Annotated in this window: 10 protein-coding genes and 1 pseudogene; 1 reads left to right on the top strand and 10 read right to left on the bottom strand. The window is 62.1% G+C overall.

Translation table 11 applies throughout. The features are described 5' to 3' along the window. Positions 1 to 7: 7 nt before the first annotated feature. The 7 genes from D109_RS01000000131940 to tpx form a co-directional block, all read right to left on the bottom strand. Positions 8 to 1,132, bottom strand: coding sequence for a kelch repeat-containing protein (locus tag D109_RS01000000131940; protein WP_081585349.1), 1,125 nt, complete (start codon positions 1,130 to 1,132; stop codon positions 8 to 10). 92 nt (positions 1,133 to 1,224) lie between these two features. After that, positions 1,225 to 3,315: a bifunctional diguanylate cyclase/phosphodiesterase gene (locus D109_RS0114680; protein WP_017477571.1), complete on the bottom strand. Its 2,091-nt coding sequence runs from the start codon at positions 3,313 to 3,315 to the stop codon at positions 1,225 to 1,227. Positions 3,316 to 3,588: 273 nt separating this feature from the next. Next, positions 3,589 to 4,983, bottom strand: coding sequence for an efflux transporter outer membrane subunit (locus D109_RS0114675; protein ID WP_177325520.1), 1,395 nt, complete (start codon positions 4,981 to 4,983; stop codon positions 3,589 to 3,591). A gap of 134 nt (positions 4,984 to 5,117) precedes the next feature. Next, positions 5,118 to 8,225: an efflux RND transporter permease subunit gene (locus D109_RS0114670; protein WP_017477569.1), complete on the bottom strand. Its 3,108-nt coding sequence runs from the start codon at positions 8,223 to 8,225 to the stop codon at positions 5,118 to 5,120. Further along, positions 8,222 to 11,323: an MdtB/MuxB family multidrug efflux RND transporter permease subunit gene (locus D109_RS0114665; protein WP_017477568.1), complete on the bottom strand. Its 3,102-nt coding sequence runs from the start codon at positions 11,321 to 11,323 to the stop codon at positions 8,222 to 8,224. Before D109_RS0114665 ends, D109_RS0114670 begins: the two co-directional genes overlap by 4 nt. Further along, a complete protein-coding gene (locus D109_RS0114660) occupies positions 11,320 to 12,630 on the bottom strand; it encodes an MdtA/MuxA family multidrug efflux RND transporter periplasmic adaptor subunit (RefSeq protein ID WP_017477567.1) in 1,311 nt (436 codons plus the stop codon). The genes D109_RS0114665 and D109_RS0114660 overlap by 4 nt, the downstream gene beginning before the upstream one ends. 230 nt (positions 12,631 to 12,860) lie before the next feature. Continuing rightward, complete coding sequence (gene tpx, locus D109_RS0114655) at positions 12,861 to 13,361, bottom strand: thiol peroxidase (RefSeq protein WP_017477566.1); 501 nt, start codon at positions 13,359 to 13,361, stop codon at positions 12,861 to 12,863. Positions 13,362 to 13,484: 123 nt separating this feature from the next. Here tpx and D109_RS0114650 point away from each other — a divergent pair. Continuing rightward, positions 13,485 to 13,751, top strand: a pseudogene (locus D109_RS0114650) (LysR substrate-binding domain-containing protein); the annotation flags it as partial. Between the two features lie 3 nt (positions 13,752 to 13,754). On the opposite strand, the gene dnaQ reads toward D109_RS0114650, so the two are convergent. The 3 genes from dnaQ to D109_RS0114635 all read right to left on the bottom strand — a co-directional run bounded on the left by dnaQ (position 13,755) and on the right by D109_RS0114635 (position 15,878). Continuing rightward, a complete protein-coding gene (dnaQ, locus tag D109_RS0114645; RefSeq protein ID WP_167410183.1) occupies positions 13,755 to 14,495 on the bottom strand; it encodes a DNA polymerase III subunit epsilon in 741 nt (246 codons plus the stop codon). A 70-nt stretch (positions 14,496 to 14,565) separates the two neighbouring features. After that, positions 14,566 to 15,018, bottom strand: coding sequence for a ribonuclease HI (gene rnhA, locus D109_RS0114640; protein WP_003207474.1), 453 nt, complete (start codon positions 15,016 to 15,018; stop codon positions 14,566 to 14,568). A 101-nt stretch (positions 15,019 to 15,119) separates the two neighbouring features. Then, positions 15,120 to 15,878 carry a class I SAM-dependent methyltransferase gene (locus tag D109_RS0114635; RefSeq protein ID WP_017477562.1) on the bottom strand — a complete coding sequence of 253 codons (759 nt, stop codon included), beginning with the start codon at positions 15,876 to 15,878 and terminating at the stop codon, positions 15,120 to 15,122. Positions 15,879 to 15,905: the final 27 nt, after the last annotated feature.

Below are 15,905 nucleotides of genomic sequence, written 5' to 3'. Positions count from 1 at the left end.
GTGTTGATCACGCCAGGGTAAAAAGCTCGGCATTGGACAGTGGCGCCGGATGAGGGGTGGCCCTCGAGCCCCCAGCAATCAGCACTTGCCCCGTAGAAAGGCAGCACGCGCCATGGCCGAAACGTCCGGGGTGGAGGTCCGCGGTCAGCGTCCATTGTGCAGACCGCGGATCATAGAGCTCCGCGGTGGACGCATGTTCGGGTTGGGAGAGGCTGCTGGCGCCCACCACCAGCACTTCTCCCGTCACTAAACGGGTCGCGCTATGGTCTTTGCGCGGGACACACATCAGTGTCCGGTCCCAGCTGTTCAGGACCGGGTCATAGATAAAAGCCAGGTCTTGCGCCGGGCCAAAAGGTTCGGCAGCGCCGCCGCAGATCAACACCCGACCGTCGGCCAACAAGGTCGCCGTGTGTTGCATACGGGGAGCGGGCAAAGGCCGCAGTTCAGTCCAGCGGCTGGTGGTGGGGTCATACAGAAAGGCCCGGGGCAGTGCCGCGTTCTGCATGCCGGAATAGCCTCCGACCACCAGGACCTCCCCCGTCGCCAGCAAGGTTGCGGTGTGATTCATGGCATCCACGGGGAGCCAGGCTTTACGCTGCCAATGGCCGGTGAGCGGGTCGTAGCACTCAACGCTGTCTTGCACCTGCCCGCTACCTGACTGCAGATTATTGCCACCGACCACCAAGACGTTTCCTGACGCCAACAGCGTGCTGGTATGACCGAAACGCGGCGTGTGCAAGGGCCCGGTTGGCGTCCAGCGGTTGGTTGAGACGTTATACAACTGCACATCGCTGATCGACTGGCCGGACTCGCTCCCAGCCGTCAACAGCACAAGGCCCGACTGCAAAACCACTGCGGCACTGGCACTGCGGGGAAACGGAAGCGGCGCAACCGTCGACCACTGTGCTGACGCTTGGTGGTAGAACTCCACGCTGGCCATGAGGCGCGTGGCAGATGAACCACCGGGTGCGCCAGGCGCCAATTGGTCGAAACGCGAGCCTGAAGCCTCGCCGAGGCCTTCCCCGGCGATGACCAGTACGCCCAGGTCGCCGATGCCCACGGCGTTGTGGAAATAACGGGGTTCGAGCATCGAACCTGTGGGCGTGAATACACCGGTCATGAGCGATGCCATGTCGGTCGGCTCCCAAGTCAGCTTCCTGGAATCGACTCTATACGCGCTGTATCACGGTCGCTACTGTCAGAATTAACAGGTATGACCCGCACTCAGCCGCGGGTATCGGCCACTCCGGCGGTGGCCTTTTCAATGTCCTTCATAAACTGGTCCGCCGGCAGCGGATGCCCCAGCAGATAACCTTGCAATGAATCGCACCCCAACCGTGTGAGGAAGCTCTGCTGTGAGTCGGTCTCGACCCCTTCGGCCACAATACGCAGGCCCAAGGCTTGGCCGAGGGCGACGATAGCCGAGACGATGGCGGCATCGTCACTGTCGTGCTCCAGGTCGCGCACAAACCCACGGTCGATTTTCAGTTCATTGGCCGGCAGGCGCTTGAGGTACATCAGGCTCGAATAACCGGTACCAAAGTCGTCGATGGACAGGTCCACCCCCATGTCCGAAAGCTTCTGCAACACCGTCATGCTCGCATCGGCATCGCTCATGGCAGTGGTCTCGGTGATTTCCAGGGTCAGGCTGTTAGCTGGCAACCGGTGGCGCTCCAGCGCGTTGGCGACACTCTTGACCAGCCCGGCATGGCAGAACTGCAACGCCGACAGATTCACCGCGATGCGCCAGTCGTGATAGCCCTGGGCGTACCACACCTGCATCTGGCGGCAGGCCTCATTGAGCACCCAGTCGCCGATGGGGATGATCAGCCCGGTCTTTTCCGCCAGCTCGATAAACTTGTCCGGCAATAACAAGCCCTGTTGCGGATGCTCCCAGCGCAGCAGGGCTTCGGCACCGACCGGGCGACCGCTGACGGCGTCGAACTTGGGCTGGTAATACAGCCGGAACTGTTCATGCTCCACGGCGTTGCGCAAGTCCTGCAGCAGTTGCAGTTGTTTGCGCGCATTGGTGTTCATCGACACGTCGAAAAAGCTGTAGCCGTTCTTGCCCATGCCCTTGGCGTGATACATCGCCGCGTCGGCGTTCATCAGCAGTTCCTGGGGCGTGGCGCCATTGCCGGGGAACAGCGCGATACCGATGCTGGCGGAGATCTTCAGCTCGTGCTCGGCCACGCGGAACGACTGGTTGATCAAGCCTACCTGGCGCTCGGCCAGGCGCAGCGCGTCGTCGGGCTGGGTCAACTGCACCAGCAAGACAAACTCATCACCGCCGATGCGGGCCAGGGTGTCCTGGCTACGCAAGTCTTCCCGCAGGCGCAGGCCGACCTGCTGCAACAGCAGGTCGCCCATATGGTGGCCGAAGGCGTCGTTGACCGGCTTGAAGCCGTCCAGGTCGATAAACATCAGCGCGAAACACCCACCCTCCTCGTTCACCCGCTGTATCGCTTGTTGAATCCGGTCGGCGAGCAAGGTGCGGTTGGGCAAGCCGGTGAGCATGTCGTGCAGGGCCAAGTGAGTGAGTTCCTGGTTGGCCTGGGTCAAGGAGTCGGCCAACACCGCGGTACGGGCTTCCAGGCGGGCATCGGCCAGCGAGGTCAGCAGCGCAATGATCAGCACCGCGAGGGTGGTCACCAGCACCAGGTTATCCAGGCCCTTGCCGCTGAGGCCTGTCAGGGCTGCGCCGCAAAAACTGCCATCGGCGAAACGCGCAGCGGCCATGCCGGTGTAATGCATGCCGACGATTGCCACGCCCATCACCATCGCCGCTCCGCCCCGGGCCAAACGCACGTAAGGCGTGTTGCGCCGCAGATTGAAGGCGATCCACAAGGCCGCCGCCGAAGCCCCCACTGCAATCAACAGGGAGGCGGTGAACAGCGTGGGGTCGTAGTCGATGCCGGGCGTCATGCGCATCGCGGCCATGCCGGTGTAATGCATGGCGCTGATGCCAGCGCCCATGATCAAGGCGCCAAACGCCAGCTGCCAGGCGGGCAAACGCGGCTGGCTGACCAGCCACAAGGCAAAACCACTGGAAAGGACTGCGATCAGCAATGACAGCGCCGTGATGTCGACGTCATAGCCCAGACTGATGGGCAAGCGAAAGGCAAGCATGCCGATAAAGTGCATCGACCAGATACCCACACCCATTGCCAACGCACCGCCGCCCATCCACAGGTATACGGCGCGGCCTTTGGCCGTGGCAATACGGCCTGTCAGGTCCAACGCGGTATAGGACGCGAGGATCGCGACGAACAGGGAAATCAGGACCAGGGCGGGGGAATAACTACCGGTGAGCATGGGACTTCTCGTGACCAATGGGCCAAACGGCTTCCGTGCCGGGGTGAAAAGTCGGGGATTGTAGCGAGATTAATTCTTGTACACCTGAAATATTATCGTATAGCCATCATTCAGAATTTGACGCCAAACTACTGGCTCAAAAGCACCGCAAAACCCTTGTGGGAGCGGGCTTGCTCGCGAAAACGGAGGGTCAGTTGATACACAGTTGACTGACCCTCCGTTTTCGCGAGCCAGCCCGCTCCCACACAAGCCAGTACAGCTGCGGATCGTTGTTTACTTCTTGTCGCTCAGCTGCATTTGCCCATCCCAACCACCGCCCAGAGCCGCGATCAGTTGCACGCTGGCAACCAAACGGGTTTGCAGCAGGGTCAGCACCGTGCGTTCGTTGCTCAGGGCCGTCGCTTGCACGGTGACCACATCGAGATAAGCGATCAGACCGGCCTTGTACTGGTTCTGGGTCAGGCGCAGGGATTCACGGGCGGCGTCGAGGGCTTCGTTGCTGACAACCGCTTCGTCTTCCAGGACCTTGAGCTGCACCATATAGTTTTCCACTTCGCGGAAACCATCCAGTACGGTCTGGCGGTACTTGGCCACGGTTTCGTCGTAGGACGCTTCGGCGCGGTCGACTTCGGCCGAACGCTGGCCCCCGTCAAACAGGGTCATGGCGAGTTTCGGCCCCACCGACCAGAAGCGGTTCGGCAGGCTGATCCAGTCGGCGTAGGTGCTGCTGGAATAGCCGCCGGCCAGGCTCAGGGTCAGGTCCGGGTAGTACGCGGTCTTGGCGACGCCGATATTGGCGTTGGCCGCAATCACCGAGCGTTCTGCCTGGGCGATATCCGGGCGGCGCTCCAGCAGTTGCGACGGCAGGCTCACCGGAATCTGCGGCAGCGCCGGAATGTCCTTGCTCACCGCAAGGTTGAAGTTGGCCGGCGGCACACCTATCAGCACGGCAATTGCGTTTTCCAGCTGGGCCCGCTGCCAGATCAGGTCGATCATGCTGGCCTGGGTGCTTTTCAGCTGGGTCTGGGCCTGGGCAATGGCATCCTTGCCCGAGACACCGGCACGGTATTGGTTCTGGGTCATTTGCAGGGAGCGTTGGTAGGTGTCCACCGTGGCTTGCAGCAAACGGGTCTGTTCGTCCATGACCCGCAGTTGCAGGTAATCCTGCACCAGCTCCGATTGCTGGCTCAGGCGCATCGCCGCGAGGTCCGCTGCGCTGGCTTCGGCGCTGGCTTCATTGGCTTCCAGGCCCCGGCGCAGTTTGCCCCAGATATCGGCTTCCCAACTCACACCCAGCTGGGCGTTCAAGGTGTCGCGGATACCGCTGCTGGAGCTGCTGAGGCTGGCGTTACTGCTGCCGGTTCCCTGGCTGGCCCGGCTTTTCGAGGCACTCAGGTCAACCGTGGGGAAGAACGCACCACGGGCACTGCGCACCTGCGAGGCAGCCTGGCGATAACGCGCCTCGGCCTGGGCCACGGTCTGGTTGGAGCTGTTGAGTTTCTCTACCAGCTCATTCAGTTGTTTGTCGCCGTACAGCTCCCACCAGGCCCCCCGGGCCAACGAGTCGCTGGGCGCGGCCTGGCGCCAGCCCTGGGCTTCCTTGTACTGGGCCGGCTCGGTCAATTCGGGGCGTTTGTAATCCGGGCCGACGGCGCAGGCGCTGAGCATCAGCACGAGGCCCACTGTAGGAGCGAGCTTGCTCGCGAAAAGCCTGAGAACACCAGGTTCATTCAGGATGCCAGCGTTATCGTTGTCGCCCTTCGCGAGCAAGCTCGCTCCTACAGGGGAACGCGTTGAATCGGTCATAGCGCAGTGTCCAGGGCAGCATCGGTACGCACTCCGCGCCAACCGTTGAAACGGTGGCGCAGGCGGTCGAGATAAAGGTAAACCACAGGCGTGGTGTAGAGGGTCAGGATCTGGCTGAATACCAGCCCGCCGATAATCGTCAGGCCCAGGGGCTGGCGCATTTCCGCACCTTCGGCGGTACTGAGCAGCAGCGGCACGGCGCCCAGAATCGCCGCCAGGGTGGTCATCAGGATCGGGCGCAGCCGCACGAGGCAGGCGGCGCGAATCGATTCCAGCGGGCTCATGCCGTCCTTGCGCTCCAGTTGCAGCGCCAGGTCGATCATCAGGATCGCGTTTTTCTTCACTACCCCGATCAGCAGGAACAGCCCCAACAGCGAGATCAGGCTGAATTCCCCACCCAGCAGATAAATCGAGAGCAAGGCGCCCACCCCCGCCGACGGCAAGGTCGACAGAATGGTCAGCGGGTGAATGTAGCTCTCGTACAGAATCCCCAATACCAGGTACACCGCCACCAGCGCACCGAGGATCATGAACGGCTGGCCTTTCTGGGTGGCGGCGAAGGCGTCGGCCGTACCGGCCATCTTCGCGATCACATCTTCGGGCAAGCCGACCTTGGCAATCGCCCGCTCGATGGCGGCCGTGCCCTGCTCCACCGTGACCCCGGGTGACATATCAAACGCAATGTTTTCCGAGGCGAACTGGCCTTCATGGCTGACCCGATCATCCGCCAGGCTGTTTTCATAGTGGGCGATGGCCGACAGCGGGACGCGTGCACCGGTGGACGTGATCACCTGCATCTGATTGAGGGTGATCGGGTCCTGGGCGTACTTCGGATTGACCTCCATCACCACCTGGTACTGGTTGAGGCTGTCGTAGATGGTGGAAATCTGGCGCTGGCTGTAGGCGTTGTTGAGCACCGCGGTGACCATGTTCATATCAATGCCCAGGCGCTTGGCCTGGTCGCGGTCGACAATCAGCGTGACCTGGGCCGCACCACGGCCTTCACGGGCATCGATGGCGGTGAGTTCCGGCAGTTCACGCAACGCGGCGACCACTTTCGGGTACCACAGGCGCAACGCCGCCAGGTCGCCGCTTTGCAGGATGTAGGAATACTGCGAGGTGGTCTGGTCGCGGCCGCCACCAAATTGCAGGTCCTGGTCAGCCATCAACATCAGGCGCCCGCCGGGCACCAGCGGCACATTCTTGCGCAAGCGTTCGATCACCGCCTGGGCAGAAATCTTGCGTTCGCTGATGGGCTTGAGCCGCACCAGCATCACCGCGTTATTGGTGCCGCTGTTGCCGCCAATAAAGCCCGCCACGCTCAACACGGCAGGGTCCTGCAGGACTGCCTTGCGGAAGATTTCCATCTTCGGCTGCATGACACTGAATGACAGCCCGTCGTCGCCACGCACAAAACCGATCAGTTGCCCGGTGTCCTGCTGGGGCATGAAGGTTTTCGGCACCACCACATACAGGGCGACATTGACCCCGATGGTCACCAACAGGCTGAGCAGCGTCAGGCGCTTGTGGCGCAGCACCCAGTCCAGGCTGCGGGCGTAGCCGGCCACCATGCGGTCGTTGATCTTCTGGCTCCAGCGCTGCAAGCCTGTCTCCTGGCCTTTGACATGGGGCTTGAGCCAGCGGGCGCAGAGCATCGGGGTCAGGGTCAGGGACACCACCAGCGAGACGATGATCGCCGCCGCCAAGGTGATGGAAAACTCGCGGAACAGGCTGGTAACGATCCCGCCCATGAACAGGATTGAGAGGAACACCGCCACCAGCGAGACGTTCATCGACAGCAGCGTGAAGCCGACTTCCTGGGCCCCCAGGTACGCCGCCTTCATCGGCGGCACGCCTTCGTCGATGTGCCGGGAAATGTTCTCCAGCACCACGATGGCATCGTCCACCACCAGGCCGGTGGCGAGGATCAGTGCCATCAGCGACAGGTTGTTCAGGGAAAAGCCGAACAGGTACATCACCGCAAAAGTGCCCACCAGCGACACCGGCACCGCCAGGGTGGGAATCAGCGAGGCACGGAAGTTACCGAGAAACAGGTACACCACCAGGATCACCAGGGCCACGGCAATCAGCAAGGTCATCTCGGCTTCGTGCAAAGTGGCGGTGATCACCGGCGAACGGTCCATGGCCAGGTTCAGCTTGACGCTGGACGGCAATACCGCCTGCAAGGCCGGCAGTTGCGCCTTGATCTGCTTCACCGTCTCGATGATGTTGGCACCGGACTGGCGGTTGATCACCAGCAGCACCGCCGAGTCATTGTTGAAGAAGCCGCTGTTGTAGCGGTCCTCGACGCCATCGCTGATTTTCGCCACATCCCCCAGGCGCAGGGCCGCGCCATTCTGGTAGCGGATCAGCAGTGGTTCGTAGTCCTTGGCCTTTTCCAACTGGTCGTTGGCCTGGATCTGCCAGTTGCGCTCACTGTCTTCCAGCGAGCCCTTGGGCCGGCGCACGTTGGCATTGGCGATGGTGTTACGTACATCGTCCAGAGCCACGCCGTATTGGTCGAGGGCCTTGGGTTCAAGTTCGATGCGCACGGCGGGCAAGGAGCTGCCGCCGATCTGCACTTCACCCACCCCCGGCACCTGGGACAGGCTCTGGGACAGAATGGTCGAAGCCAGGTCGTACAACTGGCCCTTGGGCAACACGTCCGAGGTCAGGGACAGCACCATGATCGGCGCCTGGGACGGGTTGATCTTCTTGTAGGTGGGCATGCTGCGCATGCCACTGGGCAGCAGGTTACGGGAGGCGTTGATCGCCGCCTGCACTTCCCGCGCCGCGCCGTTGATGTCGCGATTGGAGTCGAACGCCAGGATCACCCGGGTCGAACCCTGGCTCGACGAACTGCTCATGGTGGTAATGCCGGCAATTGCGCCGAAGGAGCGCTCCAACGGTGTGGCCACCGTAGACGCCATCACCTCGGGGCTGGCGCCGGGCAAGCTGGCCGACACCACGATCACCGGGAAGTCGATCTGCGGCAAAGGCGAGACTGGCAGCAGGTTGAAGCTGACGCCGCCCAGCAGCATGATCGCCAGGCTCAGCAGCATGGTCGCTACCGGCCGGCGAATGAAAGGTCCGGACAGGTTCATGACTCAACCGGCTCCAGGCGCACGGGCTCTTTGCGCCAGCGACGGCCGAGGCGGTCGAAATACAGGTAGATCACCGGAGTGGTAAACAGGGTCAGCACCTGGCTCACCAGCAGCCCACCGACCATTACCAGGCCCAGAGGCTGACGCAGTTCTGCACCGGAACCGGTGGCGAGCATCAACGGCACCGCACCGAACAGCGCCGCCAGGGTGGTCATCAGGATCGGCCGGAAGCGCAACAGCGCCGCCTGGTAGATCGCGGTTTGCGGGTCCAGACCCTGGTTGCGCTCAGCGTCGAGGGCAAAGTCGATCATCATGATCGCGTTCTTCTTCACGATACCGATCAACAGGATGATGCCGATGATCGCGATCATCCCCAGGTCGTTGCCACTGAGCAGCAAGGCCAGCAAGGCCCCTACCGCTGCCGACGGCAAGGTCGAGAGAATGGTGATCGGGTGGATGTAGCTCTCGTAGAGCACACCCAGCACGATGTACATGGTCACTACCGCCGCCAGGATCAGCAGCAAGGTACTCGACAGTGAAGCCTCGAACGCCTGGGCCGCGCCCTGGAATTGAGTCTGCACGCCGACGGGCATGCCGATGTCCTTCTGGGCCTGGTTGATCAGTTCCACACCCTTGCCCAGCGCCACGCCGGGGGCCAGGTTGAACGACATCATCACCGCCGGGAACTGGCCGATATGGGCGATCGCCAGCTGGGCCTGGCGCTGTTCCACGTGGGCCAGGCTCGACAGCCGTACCTGACCGCCGTCGGTGGTTTTCACGTGGATCTGGTTCAGGGCGGCCGGGCCGAGGGTTTCCCCCGACTGGGCCTGCAGCACCACACGGTACTGGCTGGCCTGGGTATAGATGGTGGAAATCTGCCGCTGGCCGAACGCGTCGTACAGCGCATCAGTGATGGTCGAGACCGACACGCCAAGGCGCGAAGCCGCGTCGCGGTCGATCACCAGGTACACCTGCAGGCCTTTATCCTGCAGGTCACTGGCGACGTCGGAGAGTTCCGGCAGTTGACTGAGGGCGTGCACCAGCTTGTCACTCCACAGCGCCAGCAGCTCGGCGTCCGGCGAGGACATGCTGAACTGGTACTGGGTGCGGCTGACGCGGTCTTCAATGGTCAGGTCCTGCACCGGCTGCATGAACAGGCGGATACCCACCAGCTTGTCCAGCTGCGGTTGCAGGCGCGTGATGATCTGTGCCGCGCTGAGGTCCCGTTCGCCGTGGGGTTTGAGGTTGATCAGCAGGCGGCCGCTGTTGAGGGTGGCGTTATCACCGTCCACCCCGATGTAGGACGACAGGCTTTCCACCGCCGGGTCTTCGAGGATGATCTTCGCCAGTTCCTGCTGGCGCTGGCTCATGGCCGCAAACGAAATCGACTGCGGCGCTTCGGAAATGCCCTGGATCACGCCGGTGTCCTGCACTGGGAAGAAGCCCTTGGGCACCACCAGGTACAGCACCACGGTCAGGCCCAAAGTGGCGATGGCCACCAGCAGGGTCAGCGGCTGGTGTTTGAGCACCCACTGCAACTTGCGCCCGTAGGCTGCGATCAGCCAGTCGATCCAGGCGCCGCTGGCCTTGTAGAAACGGCCCTGCTCTTCTTCCTTGGGTTCGCGCTTGAGCAAACGCGCGCACATCATCGGCGTCAGGGTCAGGGACACCACCAGGGAAATCAGGATCGCCACCGCCAGAGTAATGGCAAATTCACGGAACAAGCGTCCCACCACGTCGGCCATGAACAGCAACGGGATCAATACCGCAATCAGCGACAGGGTCAGGGAAATCAGGGTGAACCCGATCTGCTTGGCGCCCTTGAGCGCGGCCGCCATGGGCGTCTCGCCTTCCTCGATATAGCGGGAAATGTTCTCCAGCATCACGATGGCATCGTCCACCACAAAACCGGTGGCGATGGTCAGAGCCATCAGCGTCAGGTTGTTGATGGAGAAACCGGCCAGGTACATCACGCCAAAGGTGCCTACCAGGGACAGTGGCACAGCAATGGACGGGATGATGGTGGCACTGAAGCGGCGCAGGAACAGGAACGTCACCATCACCACCAGGGCAATGGCGATCAGCAATTCGTGCTGTACGTCACGGACCGAGGCCCGGATGGTCTGGGTCCGGTCGGTGAGCACCGTCACGTCGAGGCCGGCCGGCAGGTTGTCGGTGATGCTCGGCAACAATGCCTTGATCCGGTCCACCACTTCGATGACGTTGGCCCCGGGCTGGCGCTGAATGTTCAGCAAGACCGCCTGGTTTTCATTGGCCCAGGCCGCGAGGCGTTCGTTCTCGGCGCCGTCGACGATCTGCGCCACGTCCTTGAGTCGCAGCGGCGCGCCGTTGTTGTAGGCGAGGATCAGCTCGGCGTATTCCTTGGGCGAGACCAACTGGTCGTTGGCGTCGAGCATCGACACCCGCGTAGGGCCGTCAAAGTTACCCTTGGGCTGGTTGACGTTGGACGCGGCGATCAGGGTACGCACGTCTGACAGGTTCAAGCCGTTGGCCGCCAGGGCCTCGGGGTTGACCTTGATTCGCACCGCCTGGCGCTGGCCACCGGCGATGCTGACCATGCCGACGCCGCTGATCTGCGCGATTTTCTGCGCCATGCGCGTGTCGACCAGGTCGTTGAGCTTGGGCAGCAACATGGTCTTGGAGGTGATGGCCAGGGTCAGTACCGGGGTGTCCGCCGGGTTGACCTTGTTGTACACCGGCGGTGCCGGCAAGTCCTTGGGCAGCAGGTTGGTGGCGGCGTTGATCGCGGCCTGCACCTGTTGCTCGGCGACATCCATGTTGATGTCGAGGTTGAAACGCAGGGTCAGCACCGAGGCGCCGCCGGAGCTGGTGGACGCCATCTGGGTCAGGCCGGGCATCTGCCCGAACTGACGCTCCAGGGGCGCCGTCACCGCGCTGGTCATCACGTCCGGGCTGGCGCCGGGGTACAGGGTCATCACCCGGATGGTCGGGTAGTCCACCTGGGGCAAGGCCGAGACTGGCAACAGGCGATAAGCGATCGCCCCGGCCAGAACAATGGCCAGCATGCTCAGGGTGGTGGCTACCGGGCGAAGGATGAACAGCCGCGAGAGGTTCATGCGCCGCCCTTTTGCGCCTTGCCGGCATCAGCCGGGCCTTGCTGCGTCTTGGCTGCCGGCTGGCCCTGGAGGTGTTCGGTCGGCGTGGTCGGCACTTCAGTGCTGTCGTTGACCACTTCGATATCGCTGCCGTCCTTCAGGCGGTCGGTGCCTTCCAGTACCACACGGTCACCGGCGGCCAGGCCTTGTTTGATCACGGTGTTGTTGCCGTCGGAGTCACCGATCACCAGCGGACGTACCTTGACCTTCTTGTCGCCATCGAGCACGTAGACGAAGGTGCCATTGTTGCCGAACTGAATCGCCGCCGACGGCGCCAGCACCACGTTATGCAGGGTGTCGGCCAGCAGGTGCACATTCACGAACTGGTTGGGGAACAGCGCCTGGTCCTTGTTATCGAACCGCGCCTTGAATTTCAGGGTGCCGGTGGTGACGTCGATCTGGTTGTCCAGGCTCTGCAACACGCCGCTGGCTTTCAGGGCCACATCGCCACGGTCCCAGGCTTCTACCGGCAGCTTGTTGCCGGCGTGATAACGCGCCAGCACGGTTTCCAGGGTGTTTTCCGGCAGCGTGAAGACCACGCTGATGGGTTGGGTCTGGGTGATCACCGCCAGGAAGGTGGTGTCGTTGGCCGCGACGAGGTTGCCCACGTCCACCTGGCGCAGGCCGACACGCCCGGTAATCGGGGCGCGGATCTTGGTAAATTCGAGGTTGAGTTTGGCGTCATCCACCGCGCCCTGGTTGGTCTTGACCGTGCCCTGGTACTGCAACACCAGCGCTTCGGCGGTGTCCAGGGTCTGCTTGGCGATACTGTCCTGGGCATACAGGTCGCGATAACGCTGCACGTCGACCTGGGCGTTTTTCAACTGGGCCTGGTTCTGCAGCAACGTGCCCTGGGCCTGGAGCAAGGCATTCTGGTAACTGCGCGGGTCGATTTCCGCCAGCAAGTCACCGGCCTTGACCATCTGCCCTTCTTCAAAGGCGATCTTGACCAGCTCTCCCCCTACCCGACTGCGCACATTAATGGTGTTCAGTGCGGTGACCGTGCCCAGTGCCTTGTAGTACACCGGGAACTCACCCAGCACGGCGGGCGCCACACGCACCGGGACCGGGCCAGTAGAACCACCAAAGCCCGGACGCATCATGCCCGACTTGCCGGCATGCCCCGCGGGCTTCTTCTCGGCACTGTCTTTGTGGCTGCTGCCGGGCCAGAACTTCCAGCACAGGCCGGCAATAACCAGCAGCACGAGCAGGCCGAACAGCCAGCGGCGGGAGTGACGAGGGGTGGATTGCATGGAGTGATCAACCATTGGGTGCGAGAGCTTCTTCTTCGGGAGGCTGAAAGATAAGCACTGGGGCGCGTTAAGAAAAGCGCCTTTACCGGCTATTTACCTTGGATTACAACTTTTAACTTCTTCGCTTAGTCCATTGGCTATCCGGCTAAGCGTCTGAAGCACAAATAAAAACGGCCTGGACTAGGCCAGGCCGTAATACTGCATCACGCGTGTTACTGCAAAACGACAGTCACGCGTAGTTACAGTTACTTCAAAACAGCCAGGGCTGCTTCGTAGTTTGGCTCTTGGCCGATTTCGCTGACCAGTTCGCTGTGCAGCACGTTGTCGTTTTCGTCCAGTACCACGACGGCACGGGCGGTCAGGCCGCGCAGCGGGCCATCAGCAATCGCAACACCGTAGTCGACAGCAAAGGCTGCCTCGCGGAAGTCAGACAGGTTCTTCACGTTTTCCAGGCCTTCGGCACCGCAGAAGCGCGCCTGGGCGAATGGCAGGTCAGTGGAGATGCACAACACCACGGTGTTGTTCACGTCATTGACCTGGGCGTTGAACTTGCGAACCGAAGTGGCGCAGGTCGGGGTATCAACGCTTGGGAAGATGTTCAGCACTTTGCGCTTGCCGGCAAAGCTTGCCAGGGTTGCGTCGGACAGATCGCCGGCAGTCAGGGTGAAGTCTGGCGCCTTGGCGCCGACTTTCGGCAAATCGCCTTCGACCTGGACAGGGTTGCCTCGGAGGGTAACTTGAGCCATGAACGGAATCCTTCTAGTGGTGGTAGTGAAACGAAATTCAGGTGCCGAAGTTAAACACAAAGTTCGATTGGCACCTATGGGCGCACGCAAATTGTCATGGGCCGCGGCTCAACGACCCGCCGCCACGAACCCCCGCTGCCGTTGATTCTGGTGGATGAGCCGAGCATCTATCGGCGCTATGCCCTGGAGGCACTGGAACGGGCGAACATTCCGTGGCGCCGGGCGTACCTGGCGTCGAACCTGATCGGGATCAAGGCGGCAACTCGCGCAGGGCTCGGCGTAACCCCACGGAGCATGGAAATGCTCGGGCCGGACATGCGGGTATTGGGAGAGATTGCACGCAAGGCTTATGACTTGATCAGGGCCAGCCAGGGGCTGGCACTGGGGTGACGGTTATTGCTGGGTCAATTGGGTCCACAACGCAGGTGCGCCGGCGGACTTGGCGATCGCCTCAAGGCGCGCCGCGTGTTCGGCCATGTCTTGCTCGCTGGCGCGAATAATCGTGGTGGGCTGGCGATCCGCTGGCAGGCGGCGGATTTCCGAAGGACGATTGCCCGAGCCTTCTGCCGAGCCATTGCCGTCCGAAGCGTTACCGGCCAGAGACAGGCTGGTCTGGCCGCCGGTCATGGTCAGGTAGACGTCGGCGAGAATCTCGGAGTCGAGCAAGGCGCCGTGGAGTTCACGGCCGGAGTTGTCGACCCCATAGCGTTTGCACAAGGCATCGAGGCTGTTGCGCTGACCCGGATGACGCTCACGAGCCATCATCAGGGTGTCGAGGATCGAGCAGTGTCGGGTGATATCGGCCCGGTCGGTCGCCCCCATCAGCGCGAATTCGTTGTTGATGAAGCCAACGTCGAACGCCGCGTTATGGATGATCAACTGCGCGCCGTTGATGAACTCGAAGAACTCATCGGCCACTTCGGCAAACCGCGGCTTGCCCACCAGGAATTCGTTGGTGATGCCGTGGACGCCGATGGCGCCTTCGTCACTTTCGCGATCCGGTTGCAGGTAGACGTGGAAGTGCCGGCCGGTAAGGCGGCGGCCCATCAGTTCGACGCAGCCGATTTCAATGATCCGGTGGCCGTCGGTCACCGGCATGCCGGTGGTTTCGGTATCGAGTACAACAGATCGGATGGCCATCAGGGTTCAGCTCTCAACGGTTTGGTACATTTCAAGGGGCGGGATCTTAACACGTCAACCGGCATCAGCTCTGCTTGTAGCCACGCACTTCATCCACGCCGCGATTGGCCAGTTGGTCGGCCCGCTCGTTGCCGGGATGGCCGATGTGCCCGCGCACCCATTTCCAGGTGATGTTGTGGCGGTTGCATTGTTCATCGAGCAACTGCCACAGGTCGGCGTTTTTCACCGGTTCCTTGGCGGCGGTTTTCCAGCCGCGCTTCTTCCAATTGACCATCCACTCGTTGATGCCCTTCATCACGTATTGGGAGTCAGTCACCAGCAATACGTCGCAACGACGCTTGAGCTCTTCGAGGCCACGGATCGCCCCCATCAGCTCCATGCGGTTGTTGGTGGTGTTGGCTTCGCCACCCCACAATTCCTTCTCCACGCCCTTGCACACCAGCAAGGCGCCCCATCCGCCGGGGCCGGGGTTGCCCTTGCAGGCGCCATCGGTGAAGAGTTCTACGGTATCGGTCATTTCACTGTCCATTAAAGCGGGATCCATCAAAGCGGGTTGCCGATAATCGACCGACAAGGGCCCGAGGTCGGGAGACTCGACCTGAAATCAAAAAAGGTTTTTTACTGTTCGCTCTGCTTGCGATTGACCTTGGCCATGGGCATCGGCACGAGCTTGCCCATCGGTTCGCGGCGTACCTGGCGCACTGGGCGCAGGCCAACGACGATCTTGCGCGCCACCAACAAATAGAAACCACCGCCAGACAATTGCCAGGCACCGGCCCTGCGTTCCCAGCCCGCCAGCCGGCCTTGCCACTTGGCAGACGCAAGCGGCGGACGATAGCACCCGAAGCGGCGTTTCTCCAGCGCAAAGCCCAGCAGGTTCAACCAATCGCCGACGCGCGACGGGGATATGCAGCGCGCCTGGCGTAACCCGTCGTGGGCGAATACATGGCGCAAACCCCAACTGCTCCAGGGGTTGATGCCGATGATCAGCAAATGGCCACCTGGGCGCACACTGCTGGCGGCTTCGCGCAGCAAACCATGGGGCGACAGGCAGAAATCCAGGCCATGCTGCAACACCACTACGTCGGCCGCATGCTCGCTCAACGGCCAGGCCTGCTCCTCGCACACGATCTCGACACCCGGCAACGGCGCCCCCAGGCGCACATTGCGTTGTACCTGGGGCGCCGCCGGCGGGGTTTGTGCCGACGGGCCGTAATGCACCAGGTAGCCACCAAAGAACCGACCCAGCTCGTCTTCGAGCATGCGTCGTTCTTCATCCAGTAAAAATTGCCCGACAGGCCCGGACAGCCATTCACGGGCGGCACTGATCAGTGCCAGCCACTCGGGATCGGCCTGGGCGAACGCTTTATCAGTCATTGCATTCTCCAACTCGCCAAGAAGCTC

Source organism: Pseudomonas sp. PAMC 26793, from assembly GCF_000313235.1.
Lineage (GTDB): Bacteria > Pseudomonadota > Gammaproteobacteria > Pseudomonadales > Pseudomonadaceae > Aquipseudomonas > Aquipseudomonas yamanorum.
Note: the sequence above shows the minus strand (reverse complement) of the source record. Positions and strands in the feature narration are given on the sequence as shown.